Source organism: Sulfurimonas lithotrophica (assembly GCF_009258225.1).
Lineage (GTDB): Bacteria > Campylobacterota > Campylobacteria > Campylobacterales > Sulfurimonadaceae > Sulfurimonas > Sulfurimonas lithotrophica.
In genome coordinates, this window is the sequence record NZ_CP043617.1 from 1,833,624 (window position 1) to 1,851,259 (window position 17,636).

General features: G+C 34.2%; 21 protein-coding genes. 8 read left to right on the forward strand and 13 right to left on the reverse strand.

The window, feature by feature from the left end; translation table 11 throughout:
- Positions 1 to 51: 51 nt before the first annotated feature.
- Together FJR48_RS09180 and hpf (FJR48_RS09185) are read left to right on the forward strand one after the other, a co-directional pair.
- Positions 52 to 447 (forward strand): hypothetical protein, encoded by a 396-nt coding sequence (locus FJR48_RS09180; RefSeq protein WP_241856048.1) that lies wholly within the window; start codon positions 52 to 54, stop codon positions 445 to 447.
- Positions 448 to 485: 38 nt separating this feature from the next.
- Positions 486 to 1,019 (forward strand): ribosome hibernation-promoting factor, HPF/YfiA family, encoded by a 534-nt coding sequence (gene hpf / locus FJR48_RS09185; protein ID WP_152307838.1) that lies wholly within the window; start codon positions 486 to 488, stop codon positions 1,017 to 1,019.
- A gap of 72 nt (positions 1,020 to 1,091) precedes the next feature.
- On the opposite strand, the gene recG is transcribed toward hpf (FJR48_RS09185), so the two are convergent.
- The 10 genes from recG to trpB all read right to left on the reverse strand — a co-directional run bounded on the left by recG (position 1,092) and on the right by trpB (position 11,394).
- Complete coding sequence (gene recG / locus FJR48_RS09190) at positions 1,092 to 2,879, reverse strand: ATP-dependent DNA helicase RecG (protein WP_152307839.1); 1,788 nt, start codon at positions 2,877 to 2,879, stop codon at positions 1,092 to 1,094.
- 78 nt (positions 2,880 to 2,957) lie between these two features.
- Positions 2,958 to 4,241, reverse strand: a complete 1,284-nt coding sequence (locus tag FJR48_RS09195) for a M16 family metallopeptidase (protein ID WP_241856049.1) — start codon at positions 4,239 to 4,241, stop codon at positions 2,958 to 2,960.
- A 1-nt stretch (position 4,242) separates the two neighbouring features.
- Positions 4,243 to 5,289: a dehypoxanthine futalosine cyclase gene (locus tag FJR48_RS09200; RefSeq protein ID WP_152307840.1), complete on the reverse strand. Its 1,047-nt coding sequence runs from the start codon at positions 5,287 to 5,289 to the stop codon at positions 4,243 to 4,245.
- The gene (locus FJR48_RS09205) at positions 5,286 to 5,717 is read right to left on the reverse strand and encodes a DUF302 domain-containing protein (RefSeq protein WP_152307841.1); all 432 of its coding nucleotides are present in this window, start codon (positions 5,715 to 5,717) and stop codon (positions 5,286 to 5,288) included. Before FJR48_RS09205 ends, FJR48_RS09200 begins: the two co-directional genes overlap by 4 nt.
- Positions 5,717 to 7,543, reverse strand: coding sequence for a cytochrome C (locus FJR48_RS09210; RefSeq protein WP_152307842.1), 1,827 nt, complete (start codon positions 7,541 to 7,543; stop codon positions 5,717 to 5,719). Before FJR48_RS09210 ends, FJR48_RS09205 begins: the two co-directional genes overlap by 1 nt.
- Before the next feature lie 6 nt (positions 7,544 to 7,549).
- Positions 7,550 to 7,948 carry a transcription antitermination factor NusB gene (gene nusB / locus FJR48_RS09215; protein WP_152307843.1) on the reverse strand — a complete coding sequence of 133 codons (399 nt, stop codon included), beginning with the start codon at positions 7,946 to 7,948 and terminating at the stop codon, positions 7,550 to 7,552.
- On the reverse strand, positions 7,948 to 8,412 hold the full coding sequence (gene ribH, locus FJR48_RS09220; RefSeq protein ID WP_152307844.1) for a 6,7-dimethyl-8-ribityllumazine synthase: 465 nt from the start codon (positions 8,410 to 8,412) through the stop codon (positions 7,948 to 7,950). The genes nusB and ribH overlap by 1 nt, the downstream gene beginning before the upstream one ends.
- Before the next feature lies 1 nt (position 8,413).
- Positions 8,414 to 9,205 (reverse strand): 3-deoxy-8-phosphooctulonate synthase, encoded by a 792-nt coding sequence (gene kdsA / locus FJR48_RS09225; RefSeq protein ID WP_152307845.1) that lies wholly within the window; start codon positions 9,203 to 9,205, stop codon positions 8,414 to 8,416.
- A gap of 44 nt (positions 9,206 to 9,249) precedes the next feature.
- Positions 9,250 to 10,137: a DMT family transporter gene (locus tag FJR48_RS09230; protein WP_188108568.1), complete on the reverse strand. Its 888-nt coding sequence runs from the start codon at positions 10,135 to 10,137 to the stop codon at positions 9,250 to 9,252.
- A gap of 39 nt (positions 10,138 to 10,176) precedes the next feature.
- Positions 10,177 to 11,394 (reverse strand): tryptophan synthase subunit beta, encoded by a 1,218-nt coding sequence (gene trpB / locus FJR48_RS09235; RefSeq protein ID WP_152307847.1) that lies wholly within the window; start codon positions 11,392 to 11,394, stop codon positions 10,177 to 10,179.
- A gap of 98 nt (positions 11,395 to 11,492) precedes the next feature.
- On the opposite strand from trpB, the gene FJR48_RS09240 reads away from it, so the two are divergent.
- The 3 genes from FJR48_RS09240 (at position 11,493) to FJR48_RS09250 (ending at position 13,071) form a co-directional block, all read left to right on the forward strand.
- A complete protein-coding gene (locus FJR48_RS09240; protein ID WP_152307848.1) occupies positions 11,493 to 12,245 on the forward strand; it encodes a TerB family tellurite resistance protein in 753 nt (250 codons plus the stop codon).
- A gap of 80 nt (positions 12,246 to 12,325) precedes the next feature.
- The gene (locus FJR48_RS09245; protein WP_152307849.1) at positions 12,326 to 12,733 is read left to right on the forward strand and encodes a thioredoxin family protein; all 408 of its coding nucleotides are present in this window, start codon (positions 12,326 to 12,328) and stop codon (positions 12,731 to 12,733) included.
- Complete coding sequence (locus FJR48_RS09250; RefSeq protein ID WP_152307850.1) at positions 12,730 to 13,071, forward strand: cytochrome c; 342 nt, start codon at positions 12,730 to 12,732, stop codon at positions 13,069 to 13,071. The genes FJR48_RS09245 and FJR48_RS09250 overlap by 4 nt, the downstream gene beginning before the upstream one ends.
- 29 nt (positions 13,072 to 13,100) lie before the next feature.
- On the opposite strand, the gene FJR48_RS09255 is transcribed toward FJR48_RS09250, so the two are convergent.
- Entirely contained in the window at positions 13,101 to 13,565 is a 465-nt protein-coding gene (locus FJR48_RS09255; protein ID WP_241856050.1) for a phosphoribosyltransferase, read from the reverse strand.
- A 57-nt stretch (positions 13,566 to 13,622) separates the two neighbouring features.
- Here FJR48_RS09255 and FJR48_RS09260 point away from each other — a divergent pair, with 57 nt between their 5' ends.
- From FJR48_RS09260 to der, 3 genes are all read left to right on the forward strand, one after another.
- The gene (locus tag FJR48_RS09260; protein ID WP_152307851.1) at positions 13,623 to 14,600 is read left to right on the forward strand and encodes an LPP20 family lipoprotein; all 978 of its coding nucleotides are present in this window, start codon (positions 13,623 to 13,625) and stop codon (positions 14,598 to 14,600) included.
- A gap of 69 nt (positions 14,601 to 14,669) precedes the next feature.
- Complete coding sequence (locus FJR48_RS09265; RefSeq protein WP_152307852.1) at positions 14,670 to 15,254, forward strand: LPP20 family lipoprotein; 585 nt, start codon at positions 14,670 to 14,672, stop codon at positions 15,252 to 15,254.
- Positions 15,255 to 15,368: 114 nt separating this feature from the next.
- Entirely contained in the window at positions 15,369 to 16,847 is a 1,479-nt protein-coding gene (gene der, locus FJR48_RS09270) for a ribosome biogenesis GTPase Der (RefSeq protein WP_152307853.1), read from the forward strand.
- Here the strand turns inward: der and hemJ are convergent.
- Positions 16,844 to 17,266, reverse strand: a complete 423-nt coding sequence (gene hemJ, locus FJR48_RS09275; RefSeq protein WP_152307854.1) for a protoporphyrinogen oxidase HemJ — start codon at positions 17,264 to 17,266, stop codon at positions 16,844 to 16,846. The two genes, der and hemJ, sit on opposite strands and share 4 nt — an antisense overlap.
- A 23-nt stretch (positions 17,267 to 17,289) precedes the next feature.
- Entirely contained in the window at positions 17,290 to 17,619 is a 330-nt protein-coding gene (gene hpf / locus FJR48_RS09280) for a ribosome hibernation-promoting factor, HPF/YfiA family (protein WP_152307855.1), read from the reverse strand.
- Between the last annotated feature and the right edge of the window lie 17 nt (positions 17,620 to 17,636).

A 17,636-nucleotide genomic window follows, 5' to 3' on the forward strand; every position in this document is an offset into this window, starting at 1 on the left:
AGAAATAATTTTAGGGGTACCAATAATATTGGCAATCGTTCGGCCTTTGCTATGATAATGGCGGTAGGAGTTATTATAGTCGTAGCTACGATTATGCTTTTATCACTAAATACAACTGCTATTACTTCAAAAAGAACAATTGACCAATATTTTTATGAACAAGTAGAACTTCATACAAAAAGTGCTATCGAGTATGCATTATATGAAATAGCTAGAGACGGTTGTGAAGATAATTTATCTATAAATAATTTAGACGGTCTTTATGATATTAATATTAGCATGCGATATATAGGTACATCACCCTCAGGTTGTACGGACTATATAGACAATCTATCCACGGAGGAACAAAACGGTTCAGTACTTATGGATGTGACGGTTACTGTACCTACAGGTGTCACGGGAGCAGAACCTATAAGATTTTTCAGAAGAACCATACAAAAACTATGATATAATTCGCGACTTAAAAACTTTAAAAGGATATATTTATGAATATCTCCCTAACAGGTAGACATTTAGAATTAACTGATGCTATAAAAACCCATATGACCTCTTCAATAGAGACTTTAAATAAGTACAATATGGGTATTACAAGTGTAAATGTTATTGCATCTGCACAAACAAAAAAGGGTAAAGAACACTCAATGGTTGAGTTTGTTATCACGATGGCTGGTAAAAACTCCGTAATTATTAAACAAAACGATGATGACTTATATGCTGCGATAGATATTGCAATTGAGCGTGCTCAAAAAGCACTTCGTCGTATGCATGATAAAGAAGTTGATCATCAAAAAGTAGGTTTAAATACAATCAAATCTGAAGATGTAGATGTAAAAGAAACAGCAGAAGCTATGGAAGATGAGATTGTTCCTGTTGAGCTTGATTTATATAAACCTCGTGAAGTTGAGGATGTATTAAACGACTTAAAAGAGAGCAATAAGATGTTTGAAATCTTTTTAGACAATGAAGATAAAACTCGCGTTCTTTACAAAAGAAACGACGGTAAATTTGGACTATATTAATTAGTCCCGTAAATGGAAATAATTCCATTTACTCCGCTAGCCGCTGAGGCACTAAAGCTTTGAAACAAAGTTTCAAGATTTTAAATCTTTTTTTACAACTGAAACTATGCTTTCATCCTCAGCCAAATCAATCCATTTAAACTGAGAACCGCTTTGATTTACACCTTTTAACAAATCTCCGCTTTTTCTATATTTTAAATCCATATTAGCTATATCAAAACCGCTTACAGTATGACAAAACTCATTTAATCTCTCAGAAGCAGATGCATTGGTATAAAGATAACAATACCCTTTAAGCCCAGTTCTGCTTACACGTCCACGAAGTTGATGTAAGGTTGAAAGGCCCAATCTCTCAGCCCCTACTATAACAACAGTAGAGAGTTTTGGCAAAGATATACCAACTTCTACCACCGTTGTAGCTATTAAGATATTTCCATCTTTGGCAAAATCTAAAAGTACCTGTTCTTTTTCCTTATCTTTCCCGTGAGTTACATATACGCCATCAAAATTTTTCTCCCAATATCCCCTAGCTTCATCTATACTTTGGTACTCTAAAACTTCACTTTGCTCAACCAATGGATAAACCAAAAGAACCTGATTACCTTTACTTATTTCACTTTTTATATGTCCAAGTAAATCTTTAAAATCTTGTTTGTGGATAACTTTGCTAGTAATATCTTTTTTAAAGGGTGTAGATGTAATCAGACTTACATCTATATGTGCAGTTTCTATCATAGCCTGTGTACGAGGAATCGGTGTAGCGGAAAACTGCAAGTAGTGAGGCTTTTTATCTCCACTGCTTACCAGTTTTTCCAGCATATTTCTCTGCTGAGTCCCAAAACGGTGTTGTTCATCTACCATCACTAAAGAGGCTTTTGGTAATTCCCTATATAAAAGAGCATGTGTACCTATTATCAAATCATATTCGCTTAAATCAAGTTTTTTGCTTTTATTTGTGACTAGTGTTATTTTTGCATAGGGGAGGTACTTTTTAGCCTCTTCGTATAGCTGATTTGCAAGAATTGTAGTTGGTGACATAAGTATAGATTTATTTGGCATATTCATATATGCAGCTGCAAGTATTACCATTGTTTTTCCGCTTCCTACATCTCCGACTATCATCCTTTTTGCAGCTACATCTTTTGAGATATCTTTTTTTATATCCTCTATAGCCTCTATCTGTTTTTGCGTTAATTCAAATGGAAGAGTCCCAGCCCACTTTTTATAATCTCTTGCACTTGATGAGAGTGCGCTAAAATATCTTCTTTTAACGCTAAGTTGCTTCATATATGAAAAAAGTTCGGTATATTTTAATGCATCTATAGTTGGAGTTTCTAACTCTTTTGAGGGTATGGATGCAGGAAAGTGAAGTTTTAGTATCTCTGTGGCAATATATTCTTTTAAACCCTCACTTGCTAGCTTTTCTAAAGTAAGATTTTTTTGTATAAACCTTTGCAAAACGTCACTTCGTAGTGTAGATTTATATTTAGGGGTTATTTCTCCTACTTGCGATATTTTTTTAGGCATAGTCATAGTGCACTTACCCATTTTACAATCACATAAACCGTAAAAATAATCCCTCTCACCCACTTTAAATTGATGCATCATATATGGACGCGGACGAAAAAGAACACCTTGAATGCTATGTCCGAGATTGTGAGCGTAGAAAGTAATTTGTATGGAATTTGGAGCACGATACACAGATTCTACTGTTGCATCTATGACTTGAGACTTATGTTCTACTAAGAAATTATTTATACGATAATCTTCATATGAATTAGGGATAATTAATGACAGTTCTATAAACGAAGATATTCCAAGTTTTTTAAACTTCTCATCCTGTTCTTTAGTCAACTTCAAAACCTGCCCTTTAATAGATTATGAAAAATTATAAGCTATTAATAATATCTTTGTTTAAAATATGTCATTTTGCAATAATTATCTGGTAACTATCGCAAAACTTAGATTTAATATCTCGCGATGAGCTTTAATATACTCATTTAATTCATCCAAGGTAATGTTTTTAATTTTTTGTAGTTCAACTTCTGAATTGTTTAAAGGCAGACCTCTATAGTAGTTTTGAAAAGTACGACTTAACCTTTGACTCATAGTCTCTACTCTAAGCGGCTCGCTTCCAAGTAAAAACTTTTTAGTCTGTTCCAACTCATCTTGTGTTACACCGTTTTTTACAAACTCGTTTATAACCTCTTTAACGGTAGTTTTTGCTTCTTCCATAGATTCTATCTTTGTTTGAAGATATCCGCTCATATATGAGCCTGATTTGTTTATATTGACTCTGACATAAGCTGAATAAGCCAGACCTCTTTTTACTCTTATCTCTTCCATCATACGACTTCCAAAACCACCTGTTCCGAGTATAAAAGTAGCTACGCGTGCTTTATAATAATCTTCATCGCTTACATCCATATCATAAGGTGAACCAAAATACACATAAGCCTGTTCAGTTTCTTTTTTAAGTACTTTTTCACTTACCTCTTTTGTAACTTCATAAGTTTTTAGTTTTTGCATCTTACCTTTTGGCATTTTAGAAATTATATTTTTTAATTTCTTTTTTGTATCGTCCAAAGATATATCACCGCCGACTACAACTATAAGTCTGTTACTTACCAAGTGCTGTGTTAAAAAGTTTTTAACATCTTTTAGTTCAATGGACTCTACACTCTCAAGTGTTCCAGATGCAGGATTTGCCAAAGGTGTATTTTCAAACATAATAGATTTTAGCTCGTTAGCAGCTACATAATCAAAATCATTTTGTTTTCTCGCAAGTGAACCGAGTTTTACACTTTTTACTTTTTTAAGAGCATCCATGCTTAGGTTGGGATCGCTCAAAAGCATATCAAAATACTTTAAAGTCTCATCAAACTCCTCTTTTATAGAGCTAGCTTCAATAACAAAAGTTTCACGACCGGTAGATGATGAAATATGAATAGCTTTTGCTTCTAAAGCTTCTGCAAATGCCGATGAACCGAGAGTCTTAGTACCCTCACCCATCATAGCTGCACTAAACTTTGCAAGTCCCGGTTTTTCACCATCGGCTATATTTCCGGCATTTTGAAAAACAAACTGCATATTAACAAGCGGTAATCTGTTGTCTTCTTCAAAGATAACAGGAACTTTTAAATCATTTACTTCTATATACTCTATTTTTGCTGCCATTAAAACTTGTCCTATCAATAAAAATATTATTAAAAATTTTTGCATCTTAAAATCTCTCTAAAATCTCATATGCCGTATTTCTAATTGCCGGCGATTCTCCGATATCACGTATAAGATGCACCATCTCGTCTTTTGCCATTCTAAAACTAGCACCCGCACTGCTTACTACATTTTCTTCCATCATAGTTGAACCTAAATCATTCGCACCGAATTTAAGTGCCATTTGACCTATGTACGGACCTTGTGTAACCCATGAACTTTGTATATTAGGGACATTATCAAGATAAAGTCTTGCAACGGCTAAAAGTCTTAAGTATCGGTTTGAAGATGGTTTTTCCATATCGGGAATTTGACGAAGTAGTTCCGTATTGTCAGATTGGAAACTCCACATAATAAATGCACGAAAACCACCTGTTTCATCTTGGAGATTTCTTACCATTTCCAGATGGTCTATTATATCTTCGTCTGTCTCAACTGTTCCGTACATCATAGTAGCCGTTGACATAATGCCAAGTTTGTGAGCTTGACGATGTATATCAATCCACACATCAGAATCAATTTTCTTAGGTGCTATAATATCACGAACCTTGTCTGAGAGTATTTCAGCTCCAGCACCCGGAATAGATGCAAGACCTTTAGCTTTTAAACGAGCCAGTACCTCTTGTACGCTGATGCGTGATACACGTGCTATAAAATCTATCTCTATAGATGAAAAACCGTGTATAGTTATAGTCGGATATTTTGTATGGATATGCTCGACCAAATCCTCGTACCACTCAATTTTTAGCTTTGGATGCACCCCGCCCTGAAACAAAATCTGAGTACCGCCGATTTCTAAAAGCTCATCTATCTTTGCATCTATCTCATCAAAGCTAAGTACGTATGCATCTTCATCTTTTTCATGTCTGTAAAATGCACAAAATTTACAATCGACCCAGCAAATGTTTGTATAGTTTATATTTCTATCTACAACAAAAGTTGTAACACCTTTTGGATGCAACTCTTTTTTACGAGCCGTTGCCATCTTCCCCAACTCTTTTAAGTCGGCATTTTTTATTAAATCTAATGCTTCTTCTTTTGTTAATCTACTCATTTTATCGCTTTATTTGTAATATTATTTAGTGCATTGCTAACTTTATTTATTAGTTTATTTGAACTTAAACCATGTTCTTTTTTAAGCCAAGTTCCATCTCTATATGCTAATTTCACTTTAGAGTCTTTATCTTTATATATTATTATTTTCAAAGGTAAGTCAAGTCCACTTGCCATATTTTCATTCATAAACTTTGTACCTACTTTTGGATTACCGAATATTATAACTTTGGATTCATTCATATTCATATCTATATTTTTTGCATTTTTTTGATGATCGATAACGGCAAAAATATTTAATCCTTTGGCATTTAGTATATCTTTTATGTTTTGCATCGTTTTATCTACACTATAACTACTCTGTTTTATAATGATGTCATTTGCAAACATAGACGATACAAAAAGAGTTATTAAAACTATTTTTTTCATTATTTCCACCCTTCATTTCTAGGATTTACAGGTTTCTTTTTTATAAAGTTAGCATAAATTAAATAAGCAATTATTAACAACACTAATACTGCCCCTAAAACCTGAGTCCAAGCACCTATATGTAAAATCTGATATAAGATATTTTTATGCATTTTTGTATCTATATTTAATTCTGCCATCTCAGCTGCATGTGTCATAACAGATACTGCCAAGTTTCCTTTTGGGATGCTTTCATGGCAAGACAAACACATCCCTCTACGGTCTAATTTATTTAGTTGTTCTTTACTTAGTGTAGATGCTAAAGTAAAGTTGCTGTCTATCTCTTTTACTTTTGTAAAACTACTTTTAACTCCATCTATCCCAAATCCCATCGCTTTATTTGAACTGTGACAACTCTCACAAGTTCTAGTTTTTTTACTTATATTATGAGGTTGGGCGGTTAAACTTTTATGATTTTTTTGAATTACGGGACTGATTCTGCCTTCACCGTTTTGGGCAAGAGCAGGATCTTCCCATCTTAAGAGTTTGTTTTGTTTACTTTTATAATATTGTGGTGTCCATGTTACATGACAGGTATAACACTCTAACTTATTTGTATGTGCATCTATAGCATCCATTGCAACAAGTGCATCTTTGGATAACTCTTTTTTTATTTTTAAAAGTTTTAGAGGTTTTAATTCTATATTTTTACCGTTTGCCAGATGCACTATTACACTGTTTTCTTTTCTTACTACATTTGGCAGAGGATTGGCACGTGCACTAAGCAGATAACCATCTTTTGCATCGGCTACAAAACCTTGTTTTAAGTATTTTGCAACATCTTTTACAACACCTCTGCCCTTGTCATTACTCAAAGTTGTATTATACTCGTCTGAATATCCAAGCGGCAATTCCCAAGGGTACTTTTTTGTAGTACCGTGACAGTCTTGGCACTCGATCTCTACAGCAGCCAAATTCTCATTTGAAACAAGCCCGCTACCGTGCATATCATTTGAAGTGTGGCAATCTTGACATAACATACCGCGTTTAAAGTGAATGTCTTCTTGCATATGTAGATGATGTTTATCGCCTGTATCCAATAAACCTTGATATGAAAGAGCCGTAAATTTTTTATCGCTATGACATCTGGCACAAGTTTGGACAGATACACCCGAATAGTTGTTATCATCTACATTCACTATAACGTTTGAAGAACTTTGAATCTGATGAACTAAAAGATGATTTGATCTTTTTTTATTGATTCTTACATCTGAACCTTTGTATAATCCATCTTTTGCATAAGGTATATGACAAACGGCACAACCTTTATTGTGAGAAAATTTAGAATGTGGAATTTTACTTTTTTTTGAAAATGCTTCAGACTCTTGTTTAGAGAGCTTATCCATATAAGCTAAAAATTGTTCAGAACCAATTTTTTTATGTAAGTACTCAGAAGTGTTTGTCTCATTAACATCGACTTTAATATCCATCATCATAGAACTATATTGTGCATCTACTTGGGATTCATGACACATTCCGCAAGTATTTTTATTTACAAGCGGATCTGTTGGCGATGGATAAAAATCTTTTGGACCCTCATTGTCTTTAAAATATTTTATAGTCCCTTTATGTCCGTACTCTTTACTTTTATTGTACGGATTACCGCCATGACAAACGATGCAGTCATTACCTTTATGACCTGCTTTATCTGCAATTTTTAAAATCTCGCTCATCATAGATGAGTTTCTGTCTCGAATATCTTCTATCCCTTTATGACACACTACACATTCATTTGCAGAGAATGCTAGTGTGCTAAAAAAAATAAATAAAAAAACTATTTTTTTCATTAGATATTACTTATCTTTACTAATTGCGTCTAGAACACCGTTAATAAATTTTGGAGATTGTTCTGTTCCAAAAGCTTTTGTGATTTCAACTGCTTCGTTAATAACTACCGCAGAATCCAAATCACCAAACAAAATCTCATAACCCGCTAAACGAAGAGTTGCACGCTCAATTGAGCCTAAACGTTCAAAATCCCAATCTTTTAGATGTTTGATAATGGCCTCATCAATCTTTGCCAAGTTTTCCATAACACCATCGTAAAGACCTAGTGCAAAGTCTTTTTGTTTATTGCGAATCTTTTTCTCTTCTAAAATCTCCGCCGTATGTTCGGCTATATTTCCGTTACCCAAATCATAGGCATATAATAGGCTCACAACAGCCATACGAGCATGATGACGAGTCGCCATTACATATTCTCGTATAAGTCAAGTAATTCTATAACCGTAGTCATAGCTTCAAAACCTTTGTTACCTGCTTTTGTACCTGCACGCTCGATTGCCTGCTCGATAGTATCAGTAGTTAAAAGTCCAAAAGATACAGGTTTTTGGTATTTTAAACTAACACTAGCGATACCTTTTGTAGCCTCAGCTGATACATAATCAAAGTGCGGAGTAGCACCGCGAATAACTGCACCTAAAGCACATACAGCGTCATACTTTCCAGATGCTAAAAGTTTCTCGACTACCATTGGTAATTCAAATGCACCAGGTGCTAAAACGTGAGTTAAATCTGCAGCTTCACCACCGTGGCGAGCAAATGCATCAGCAGCACCCTCAACTAATCTGTCAACTATGAAATGATTCCATCTCGTACTAACTATAGCAACTTTTTTACCACCGTTAACTCTTAACTTTCCCTCAATTAAATTCATTTTATATCTCCTGTATTTTTTTAATTTTTTCTACTAAGTTTTCTAACTCATCAAGCTTTATCATATTTGGTCCATCACTTAGTGCAATGCTTGGGTCAAAGTGTGTCTCAAAGAAGAAACCATCAACTCCTACCGCAGCAGCACCCTTAGCAAGATATGGAACCATTGAGCTATCTCCACCAGTTTTACCATCTTGTGCAGTTGGCATCTGAACAGAGTGAGTTGCGTCAAATATAACCGGTGCATATTCTCTCATCATAACAAGGTTACGCATATCTACAACCATGTTACCGTATCCAAAAGAGTTTCCACGCTCACACAGATAGAGTCCATGTTTTTTAGAGTTCTCATATGTTGCTTCATTACATCCACGTGTTTGCAAGATTTTTAAAGCAGGATATTTCATAGCATCTGCACTTAAAAACTGCCCTTTTTTGATGTTTATCTTTTTATCTGTTTGTGCACATGCAACAAGAAGGTCTGTCTGACGACATAAAAATGCAGGAATTTGGAGCATATCTACAACCTCTGCAACCTGAGCAACCTGAGTTGATTCGTGTACGTCTGTTACAACTTTATATCCGAAGTCATCTTTTACTTTTTGTAAAATTCTTAAACCTTCATCTATCCCTAGTCCACGAAATGACTCTAAAGATGTACGGTTTGCTTTATCAAAACTTGCTTTAAAGTAAAAATCTATTGCATCGTCATTATGATACTTCTCTAACTCTTTTGCAATTTTAAAAATATTTTCTTCACTTTCTATAACACAAGGTCCACTAAGTAATATCATTTTTTACCTTTAATTTTTAGAAATATGATTATACCTTATTTTTCTTACTTTGCCCTTGCGACCAAGATACCTGCGAGTACTACAAGAACTATACCCGTACTTACGGATAAACTAGGCAGGGCATCTCCGAGCATAACCCCTACAATGATAGAAAACAAAATATTTGTATATGATACGGCTCCGACAATTCCTGCTTTTGTCTCAGAATAAGCCTTTGTCATAAGAAGTTGAGAAATAGTCGCAAGTACACCCATTGCAATCACATAAAACCAAACTATCCCGCTTGGCATCACAAACTCTCCAAGCATAAAATCAAGGCTTGGCATATAAAAAAATTCAGATGCAAAAAATAAAATTATCGGTCCGGCGGTTCCCACACCCATAAACGATAACACTATAGCTCGCGTATCATAATGTTTTTTAAGCTCTCTAATCGAGGTGTAAGCCAGGGCTGCCCCTATCCCGCTAAAAAGACCTAGCGCATCATACTTTGTAAAACCTATATTTGTAGGCTCTGTAATAAATACAATACCGATAAATCCTATAAAAATAGCAAACCATGCTTTTTTGCTTAAGTGTTCAGATAAAAAAGCCCAAGCAAATATAGCTGTAAAGATTGGTGAGGTTTTAGACCAGGTCATTGCATCTCCGAGTGGGATATGTGCAATATTATAAAAAAAAGCTAGAAGTGCAACAAAACCCATAGTCCCGCGAAATAAAAGTAAAAAAGGCTTACCGCCCTTACTTTGGAGTGGTTTTTTGTATATAGCATATGCGATAATTGCTACACCAAAAACATTTCTGAAAAAAACAACTTCAAGTGATGACATATGTGCAGAAGCAAGTTTTGCAAATGCTCCCATAATGGCAAAAGTAAAAGAGGCTACAAGCATATACTTGACGCCTTTATTCATATTCTTAAGTCTGTTCATAAGTGGAATTATATCCACTCATGTTTATATAAATATTACTTAAAATTTAGCGTTTGGTATAGGATGGTTCTCAACTACGAAATCTATATCTTTATCACCGCGTCCACTTAAGTTTACAAGTATGGTTTTATCCGGACCAATCTCACGAGCCAGCTTCATAGCATATGCTACGGCGTGGGCAGATTCAAGTGCAGGTATGATACCTTCAAGTTGAGAGAGTTTATAAAATGCATCTACGGCTTCTTCATCTGTACACAGCCCGACTTTACTACGCCCTATCTCATTTAAGTACGCATGTTCAGGCCCAACTGAAGGATAATCAATCCCACTTCCAATAGAATATACAGGTGCAGGCTCACCATCGGCATCTTTTAGCATTTTAGAGTTAAATCCATGCATAACACCCTCTTCTCCATATGTAAGTGAAGCTGCATGTTCACCTAAGTTTACTCCGCGACCCATAGGCTCAACCCCAATTAATGCTACATCTTCATCATCAATAAAACCAGAGAATATACCCATAGCGTTACTACCGCCTCCTACACAGGCAATAACAGCATCGGGCAGTTTATCTTCCATCTCTAAAAACTGTTCTTTTGATTCAAAACCTACAACAGACTGAAAATCCCTTACCATCATAGGAAACGGATGCGGACCAACTACACTTCCTATACAAAAGAGTGCAGTATCTGCTTGTGGTACATAAGATTCAAATGCAGAGTCAACTGCTTCTTTTAACGTTTTTAATCCGTGAGTTGCAGGGATAACGTTTGCACCTAAAATCTTCATACGTACAACATTTGGATGCTCTTTTTTAATATCGACCTCACCCATATGTATCTCACACTCTAGCCCAAAGTACGCTGCAGCTGTTGCAAGGGCTACACCATGTTGTCCTGCACCGGTCTCAGCTATAACTTTTGTTTTGCCAAGTTTTTTGGCTAGTATTACCTCAGCCATACAATGGTTAAGTTTATGTGCACCCGAGTGGTTTAAGTCTTCACGTTTTAAAAATATTTTTGCTCCCCCGCAGTGATTGGTAAGGTTTTTAGCGTAAGATATAGGCGTTGGACGACCTTGATAATGTTTACGTACATATTTTAGTTCGGCAATAAATTCAGGGTCATTTTTTAATTTTTGATATTCTTTTGTAATCTCCGCAAACGGTTCTACTAAAGGAGGTGGAATAAAAGCTCCTCCATATTTTCCAAAATAACCGTTTTCATCCGGATGTGATTCTAAATAAGATTTTGACATTGAATATTCCTTTTTATTTTTACGTGAAAATTATAGTTAATTTACATTAAACTTTTTCTTATATACTTCTATGATTTTCTACATTACAAAGGACTTTTATGGGTAACATTATCGTACTGGCTATTTTAGGAGCCGTTTTTTATTATATATTTAAATCGTATGCGAGATATACGGCTTACTCCCAAGAAGCATTTAAAAATTTTTCCGTCTCATACGAGTCTATAAAACAAAGTGATTTAGGACTTTTTGTAGCACTTGTCGCAAAAGTTGCAAAGGCTGATGGCAAAGTCGATTCACTCGAAGCTGAACTTGTAGGAATTATGTTTGATGATATCTCATCGGTATTTCCTGAACCTGAGAAAACAAAAGATATATTAAAGCGTATCTTCTCAGAAGAAAAAAACAGACTGGATGACTTAGAAGAGATAGCTCACAGACTTGGTTCTGCGATAAAAAGAGATCGAGCAAAACAACAGCAATTTATGGGATTTTTAATTCAGCTTGCATTTGTAGATGGTGAAGTAAGTGAAAATGAAGATAGAGTTTTACAAACTATAGCCGAAGCTTTTGAGTTTGATCCAAATGCATACCATGCTATATTTGATCAGTTTGAGCAAATGATTAAAAATGTCCATCCTAAAGAAAACATTGAAGATGCTTATAAACTTTTAGGCGTAGATGCAAACGATGATATGGCTACAATCAAAAAAGCATATAGAAAACTAGTACGTCAGTATCATCCGGATATTATAAAAGCACAAGGCAAAGATGATGCTTATATGCAAGAAGCTACTGCTAAAACACAAGAGATAAATCAAGCATATGAACTTATAAAAGAAAAAAGAAAATAAAAAACTAAAAATATAATAAAAGTTTATATTAAACGATTTTTCGTTAACCTGCACTTATCGTTATTAACAAAGGTAGATTAATGAAATATTTTTTAATATTATTAGCGTTAAGCCTTTCACTTTTTGCTGATTCTATAGAGTGGAATAAGGACTACAAAACAGCCGTTGAAAAAGCTAAAAAAACGGATAAACTTGTTTTTGTATTTATAACCTCCAAAGATTGTAAATTCTGTAAAAAACTCAAAGAAACCACTCTTGAAGACAAAAACATAGTCCAAAAAATAAACAAAGCATACAGCTCGGTTATAGTTATGAAAGATAAAGATTTTTTTCCTTCAAAACTTAATGCAAAAGCCACTCCGATGCTTTACTTTTTAGATAAGAATGAAAATATAATTGACTACTCTTTAGGTTATTGGGATGTTGCTGATTTTAATTTTATACTTAAAGACGTTCAAAAAAGATATTTAAAAGGAATGAAAAAATGAAAAATATATTATTAGCATTAGCAATATTATTAGCATCACAAAATCTTTACGCCTACAATTCAAAAGGGATGAAAGTCTATAAAAAACTGTGTGTATCCTGTCACGGAAGCCCATTTAGAGGTGCAAAGATGCACACGGTACTTGAATGGGAAATGATTTATGATGAATCAGATACGGCAATCAAAGATTTGCATAAATCGGACAAAGAGGCTATGGAAATTTTAAATGACAGTTATTTTACAAAAAAGAAACAATCATATCTTAAAAAGTTTTTAATCGGAAGTGCAAAAGATGCCGGTTCGGTTCCGGGATGTGACGGAAACTACTGCGGTTACTAACAAAAAATATTAGAGTTTTTAGAGAAGTCTTACTTTAAAAAATCCTTCTCCCAAAAAAACTCTATCCACTCGGTAGCCTCATTTATCCAAAAATCAGGTTTGTATATAGATGTTTTTTTATAAAAAAGTGTAGCTGATTTAAACTCAATTTCTAAATTTTTCGCCTTTAAATCTTTCATAACTGCATCTAGCGTGTCTCCACTGTCGGCTATATCATCAACTACCAATATTCTTTTTATGTCTTTTTCAAAATCACACATATTAAATACGCTGATACATTCTCTTTTTTTCGTATCGTCGTAAAGTTCGGTTCTTAATGTTTGAACCTCTCTTAAGCCAATTCCTTCGGCTATACAATGGGCTAAGGTCAAACCGCCTCTTGCTATACCTACAACAGCTTGTGGATTAAACTCGTCTATCTGTTTAATTAAAGCTTTTGTATCATCTCTAAAATTTTCATAAGCATAATATTTCATAGTTAAAATTATACACATCAAGTATTATTTAAAACTTTTAAGATAAAATTTTATATCAACGAAAATGAGGGAAAAATGTATAAATATATTATAACGGCGATAATAATAGCTATATTTGCAGGATGTTCGGCACCTAAACCAAAACATGCACCGAGTTGGTACACCTCACCTCCAAAAGATTTTAAATTTATTTACTCAGTTGCATCCGGCGAGAGTTTGACACACGCAAAAAACAAAGCTATCATAAACTTAAGAGAACAAATACAAAAAGACTTGGATTCGGTTTTTACAAATAAAACTACAAAACTGAAGTTAGATGATAGTTTTGATTTAACGCCTATTTTAAAAGAGAATGAACGCCTTGTAAATACGATGTCTCTAATAGAGCTTAAAATAGAAAAGACACAAAAGTTTAACGATCAAGAGCTTATACTTTTAAAAACTCCTCGAAAGGCAATTTTTGATAGATTTGATATCATCGCCACTAAAAGACTAAAAAACTCAAAAGAAAACTATGATTCTATTCAAGAAAACGATTCATGGTTAAAAAAATATAGTATCTTGCATAATGAGATGAAAAACTTTGCTAAATTAGCTTCAATAATAGAAGCTAGAAAATTATTGATTAACTCTTATAACAATATAAGTGAAATAAACTATCTGAACAATCTATATTCTGATTATATTGAGCTAAAAAATCAGATTAGCATATACGTACTCTCGGACGTTAATTCTATGGGCTTTGTTAAAGGTGTAAAAACTGCTTTAAGCTCAAACGGACTTGAACTAAGTTCAAAACCAAAAAGCGACAAATCCTTAAAAATTTTTATAACATCTACTACGCAAAATGTTCAAGACTACGGTTTTAACAAGTCTAAATCTTTAGTCAAATACACTACATATGATTTAAACAAAAACAAAGTTGCATTTAAGCAGCACACTTTTTCTGCTAAATCGAGAAAAAGCTATTCAGATGCAAAAGCACAGTCTTTGATACACCAAAATAGTAAAATCAAAAAGCTTGGTATATTTGATTTTTTAGGTGTTAAGTAACTTAATTAATAATTTTTATTTAAGACTCCTGAGAGTATAATCAACTAAATTTAAAGTGAGGAATTTATTATGATAAAGACTGTATATACAATTGCCTTAGCAAGTTTAATCGCTATGTCAATCACAGGATGTAGTGAAAAAGAATCAAAGCCCGCTGAAAAACCACAAGTTAGTTTTGAATGTAAACAAGATGGAGCTTTAGCTCCTAAATGGACTTGTGTACCTATAGTAGAAGGTGCTTATGCAGGTGTCGGTATAGCTAAAAAATCTGCTGCGGGAATGGGACATATGAAAAGAGTAGCACTGGCAAACGGTAGAAGCAATCTTGCTCAACAGATTAATTCTCAAGTCAAAGACAAAGTAGAAACATTTACCCGTACTACAGGTAACGGTAATGACGAGACGGTAGATCAGGTTACTACTGCCGTTTCAAAACAGATTGCAAAAGTGGACTTACAGGGTTCTAAAGCTATAGATGCATGGACATCTCCTGCAGGAAATCTTTATCTTTTAGTAACCGTACCCGAATCAAATGTAAATACAAAAGTAAAAGATGCGGTTAAAACAAGTTTTAAAAACGATAATGCACTATGGCAACAGTTTCAATCTAAAAATGCCTTAGAAGAATTAGACAAAGAATTTCCTTCAGACTAATATTTTTTTTAATTAGGTTGTAAGTTTTTACAACCTAAGCGATACTCTCTTTATGATATAATTCCACAAATATTACAAATTAACTACTTTCTACTCGTTAAAATAAGGTTTATCATGAAAAAAATTGCAATTATAGGTCGTCCCAATGTCGGAAAAAGCTCACTTTTTAACCGTTTGGTAAAAAAAAGAGACGCTATAACATCAGATATGGCAGGGACTACTCGTGACGTAAAAAGACGTGAAGTAGTGATAAACAATAAACGTGCTTTGTTACTTGATACCGGTGGATTAGACAAGGGTTGTGAGCTATATGACAAAATAAAAGATATGTCGCTAAAAGCTGCCCATAAAGCAGACATAATTCTTTATATGGTGGACGGAAAAGGCTTACCTGAAGATGAAGATAAAAAACTTTTTTATGAACTTCAAACTATGGGTAAAGATATAGCCTTGGTTGTAAACAAAATTGATAACGACAAAATGAAAGACAAACTTTGGGATTTTTACGAGTTTGGATGCGATGCTATTTTTGGAATATCTGTCTCACATAACCGCGGTACTGTTAATCTTTTAGAATGGATATATAACCACATTCCGGACTCGGATATTATAGACGAAGAAGCCGAAGAAATAATAAGCGAACCTGAAATTCCAGAATATGAAAACGAACTTAACGATGAAGAGTTTTTTGCTCAGTTTGAAGATGAAGAGGACGGTTACTTTTACACGGATGAAGAAGAAGTAGAAGATGACTCCATTTTTGCTCAAAACGATAAAATAAAAGAGTTTGACGAAAATGATATAAACCATATAAAAATAGCAATAATCGGTCGTACCAATGTTGGTAAAAGTTCACTCTTAAATGCACTTTTAGGTGAAGAACGCTCTGTTGTAAGTGATGTTAGCGGTACTACAATCGATCCTATTGATGAGAGTATTGATTACAAGGGTAAACAACTTACATTTGTAGATACAGCAGGTCTTAGACGTCGCGGAAAGATTGACGGTATTGAGAGATATGCCCTGATGCGTACCAAAGAGATGCTTGAGAATGCAAATATGGCTTTGGTTGTATTAGATGCAAGTGAGCCGTTTTTAGACTTAGATGAAAAGATAGCAGGCTTGGTCGATCAAAACAGACTTGCTTGTATCATCGTTTTAAACAAATGGGATATAGCCGATAAAAATGAGTTTGAAAGAATTAAAAACGAAGTAAGAGACAGATTTAAATTTTTAGCCTATGCACCTATAATCACGTTATCTGCAAATACGCATCAGCGTGTAGATAAACTTCATGATATGATCTTAAAAATCAATGAAAACTATTCACAAAGAATTACTACTTCACAACTAAATGCAGTTATAGATAAAGCACAGCAACGCCATCAGTTACCGACTATGCACGGTCAGGTAATACGCATCTACTATACTACGCAGTATGAAACACGCCCACCGAAGATTGCCATAGTTATGAACAAACCAAAGGGGCTTCACTTCACATATAGAAGATATCTGACAAATAAGTTAAGAGAAGCTTTTGATTTTACGGGAACACCGTTATTGTTTAAGGCTAAGAAGCGTGGTGAACGCTAGAATGGCTTGAACACCACTAACCAAACAACTATAAGAAGTATTAGAGTCGGCACTTCGTTATAAGCACGGAAAAATTTTCCGCTTTTATCACACTTATCTTCCAAAAATTGTTTTCTGTAATAACCCAATGAAAAGAAATAAGCCATAAGCAAAACAACAAGCGTTATTTTTACGTGTAGCCAGGCATTACCCTTAAATCCGATTTCAAATGCCAAATAAAAACCACTTAAAATCGTCCCCCACATAGCAGGGACTCCGATATATTTATATATCTTCATCTCCATAACTTTTACAACTTCGCAGAAACCTTTGTTTTCAATATTTTCCGCGTGGTAAACAAAAAGTCTCGGCATGTAAAATAAAACTGCAAACCAAGAAATCAACGATAATAAGTGGAACCACAATACCCAACTGTACACTACACTCTCTCCTATCTAAACTACTATGAGTCTAATGTTTCTAAATCTTTGATAGAACCTTTTGAAGGAGCTACTATTTTATCATGTAAGCGACGAAGTGCTTTAGTTGTACGCTCAATTCCTAAGTCGATTGCAGTATCTAAGTTTTCGTCACTTTGAGAGATTACTACAGGTTCTGCATGAGCTATATGTATATCAAATTCTATTGAAACACCTTTTTTTTCTGCTTTAACACGAACATTAACACTTGTTATATCTAACGAATATTTTGTAAAACTATCTATTGCATTTTGTATATGAGCTTTTGTATTAGCATGAAGTGTAACATCTTTTGATTGAACTTGAACATTCATAATATATCCTTTGTTTA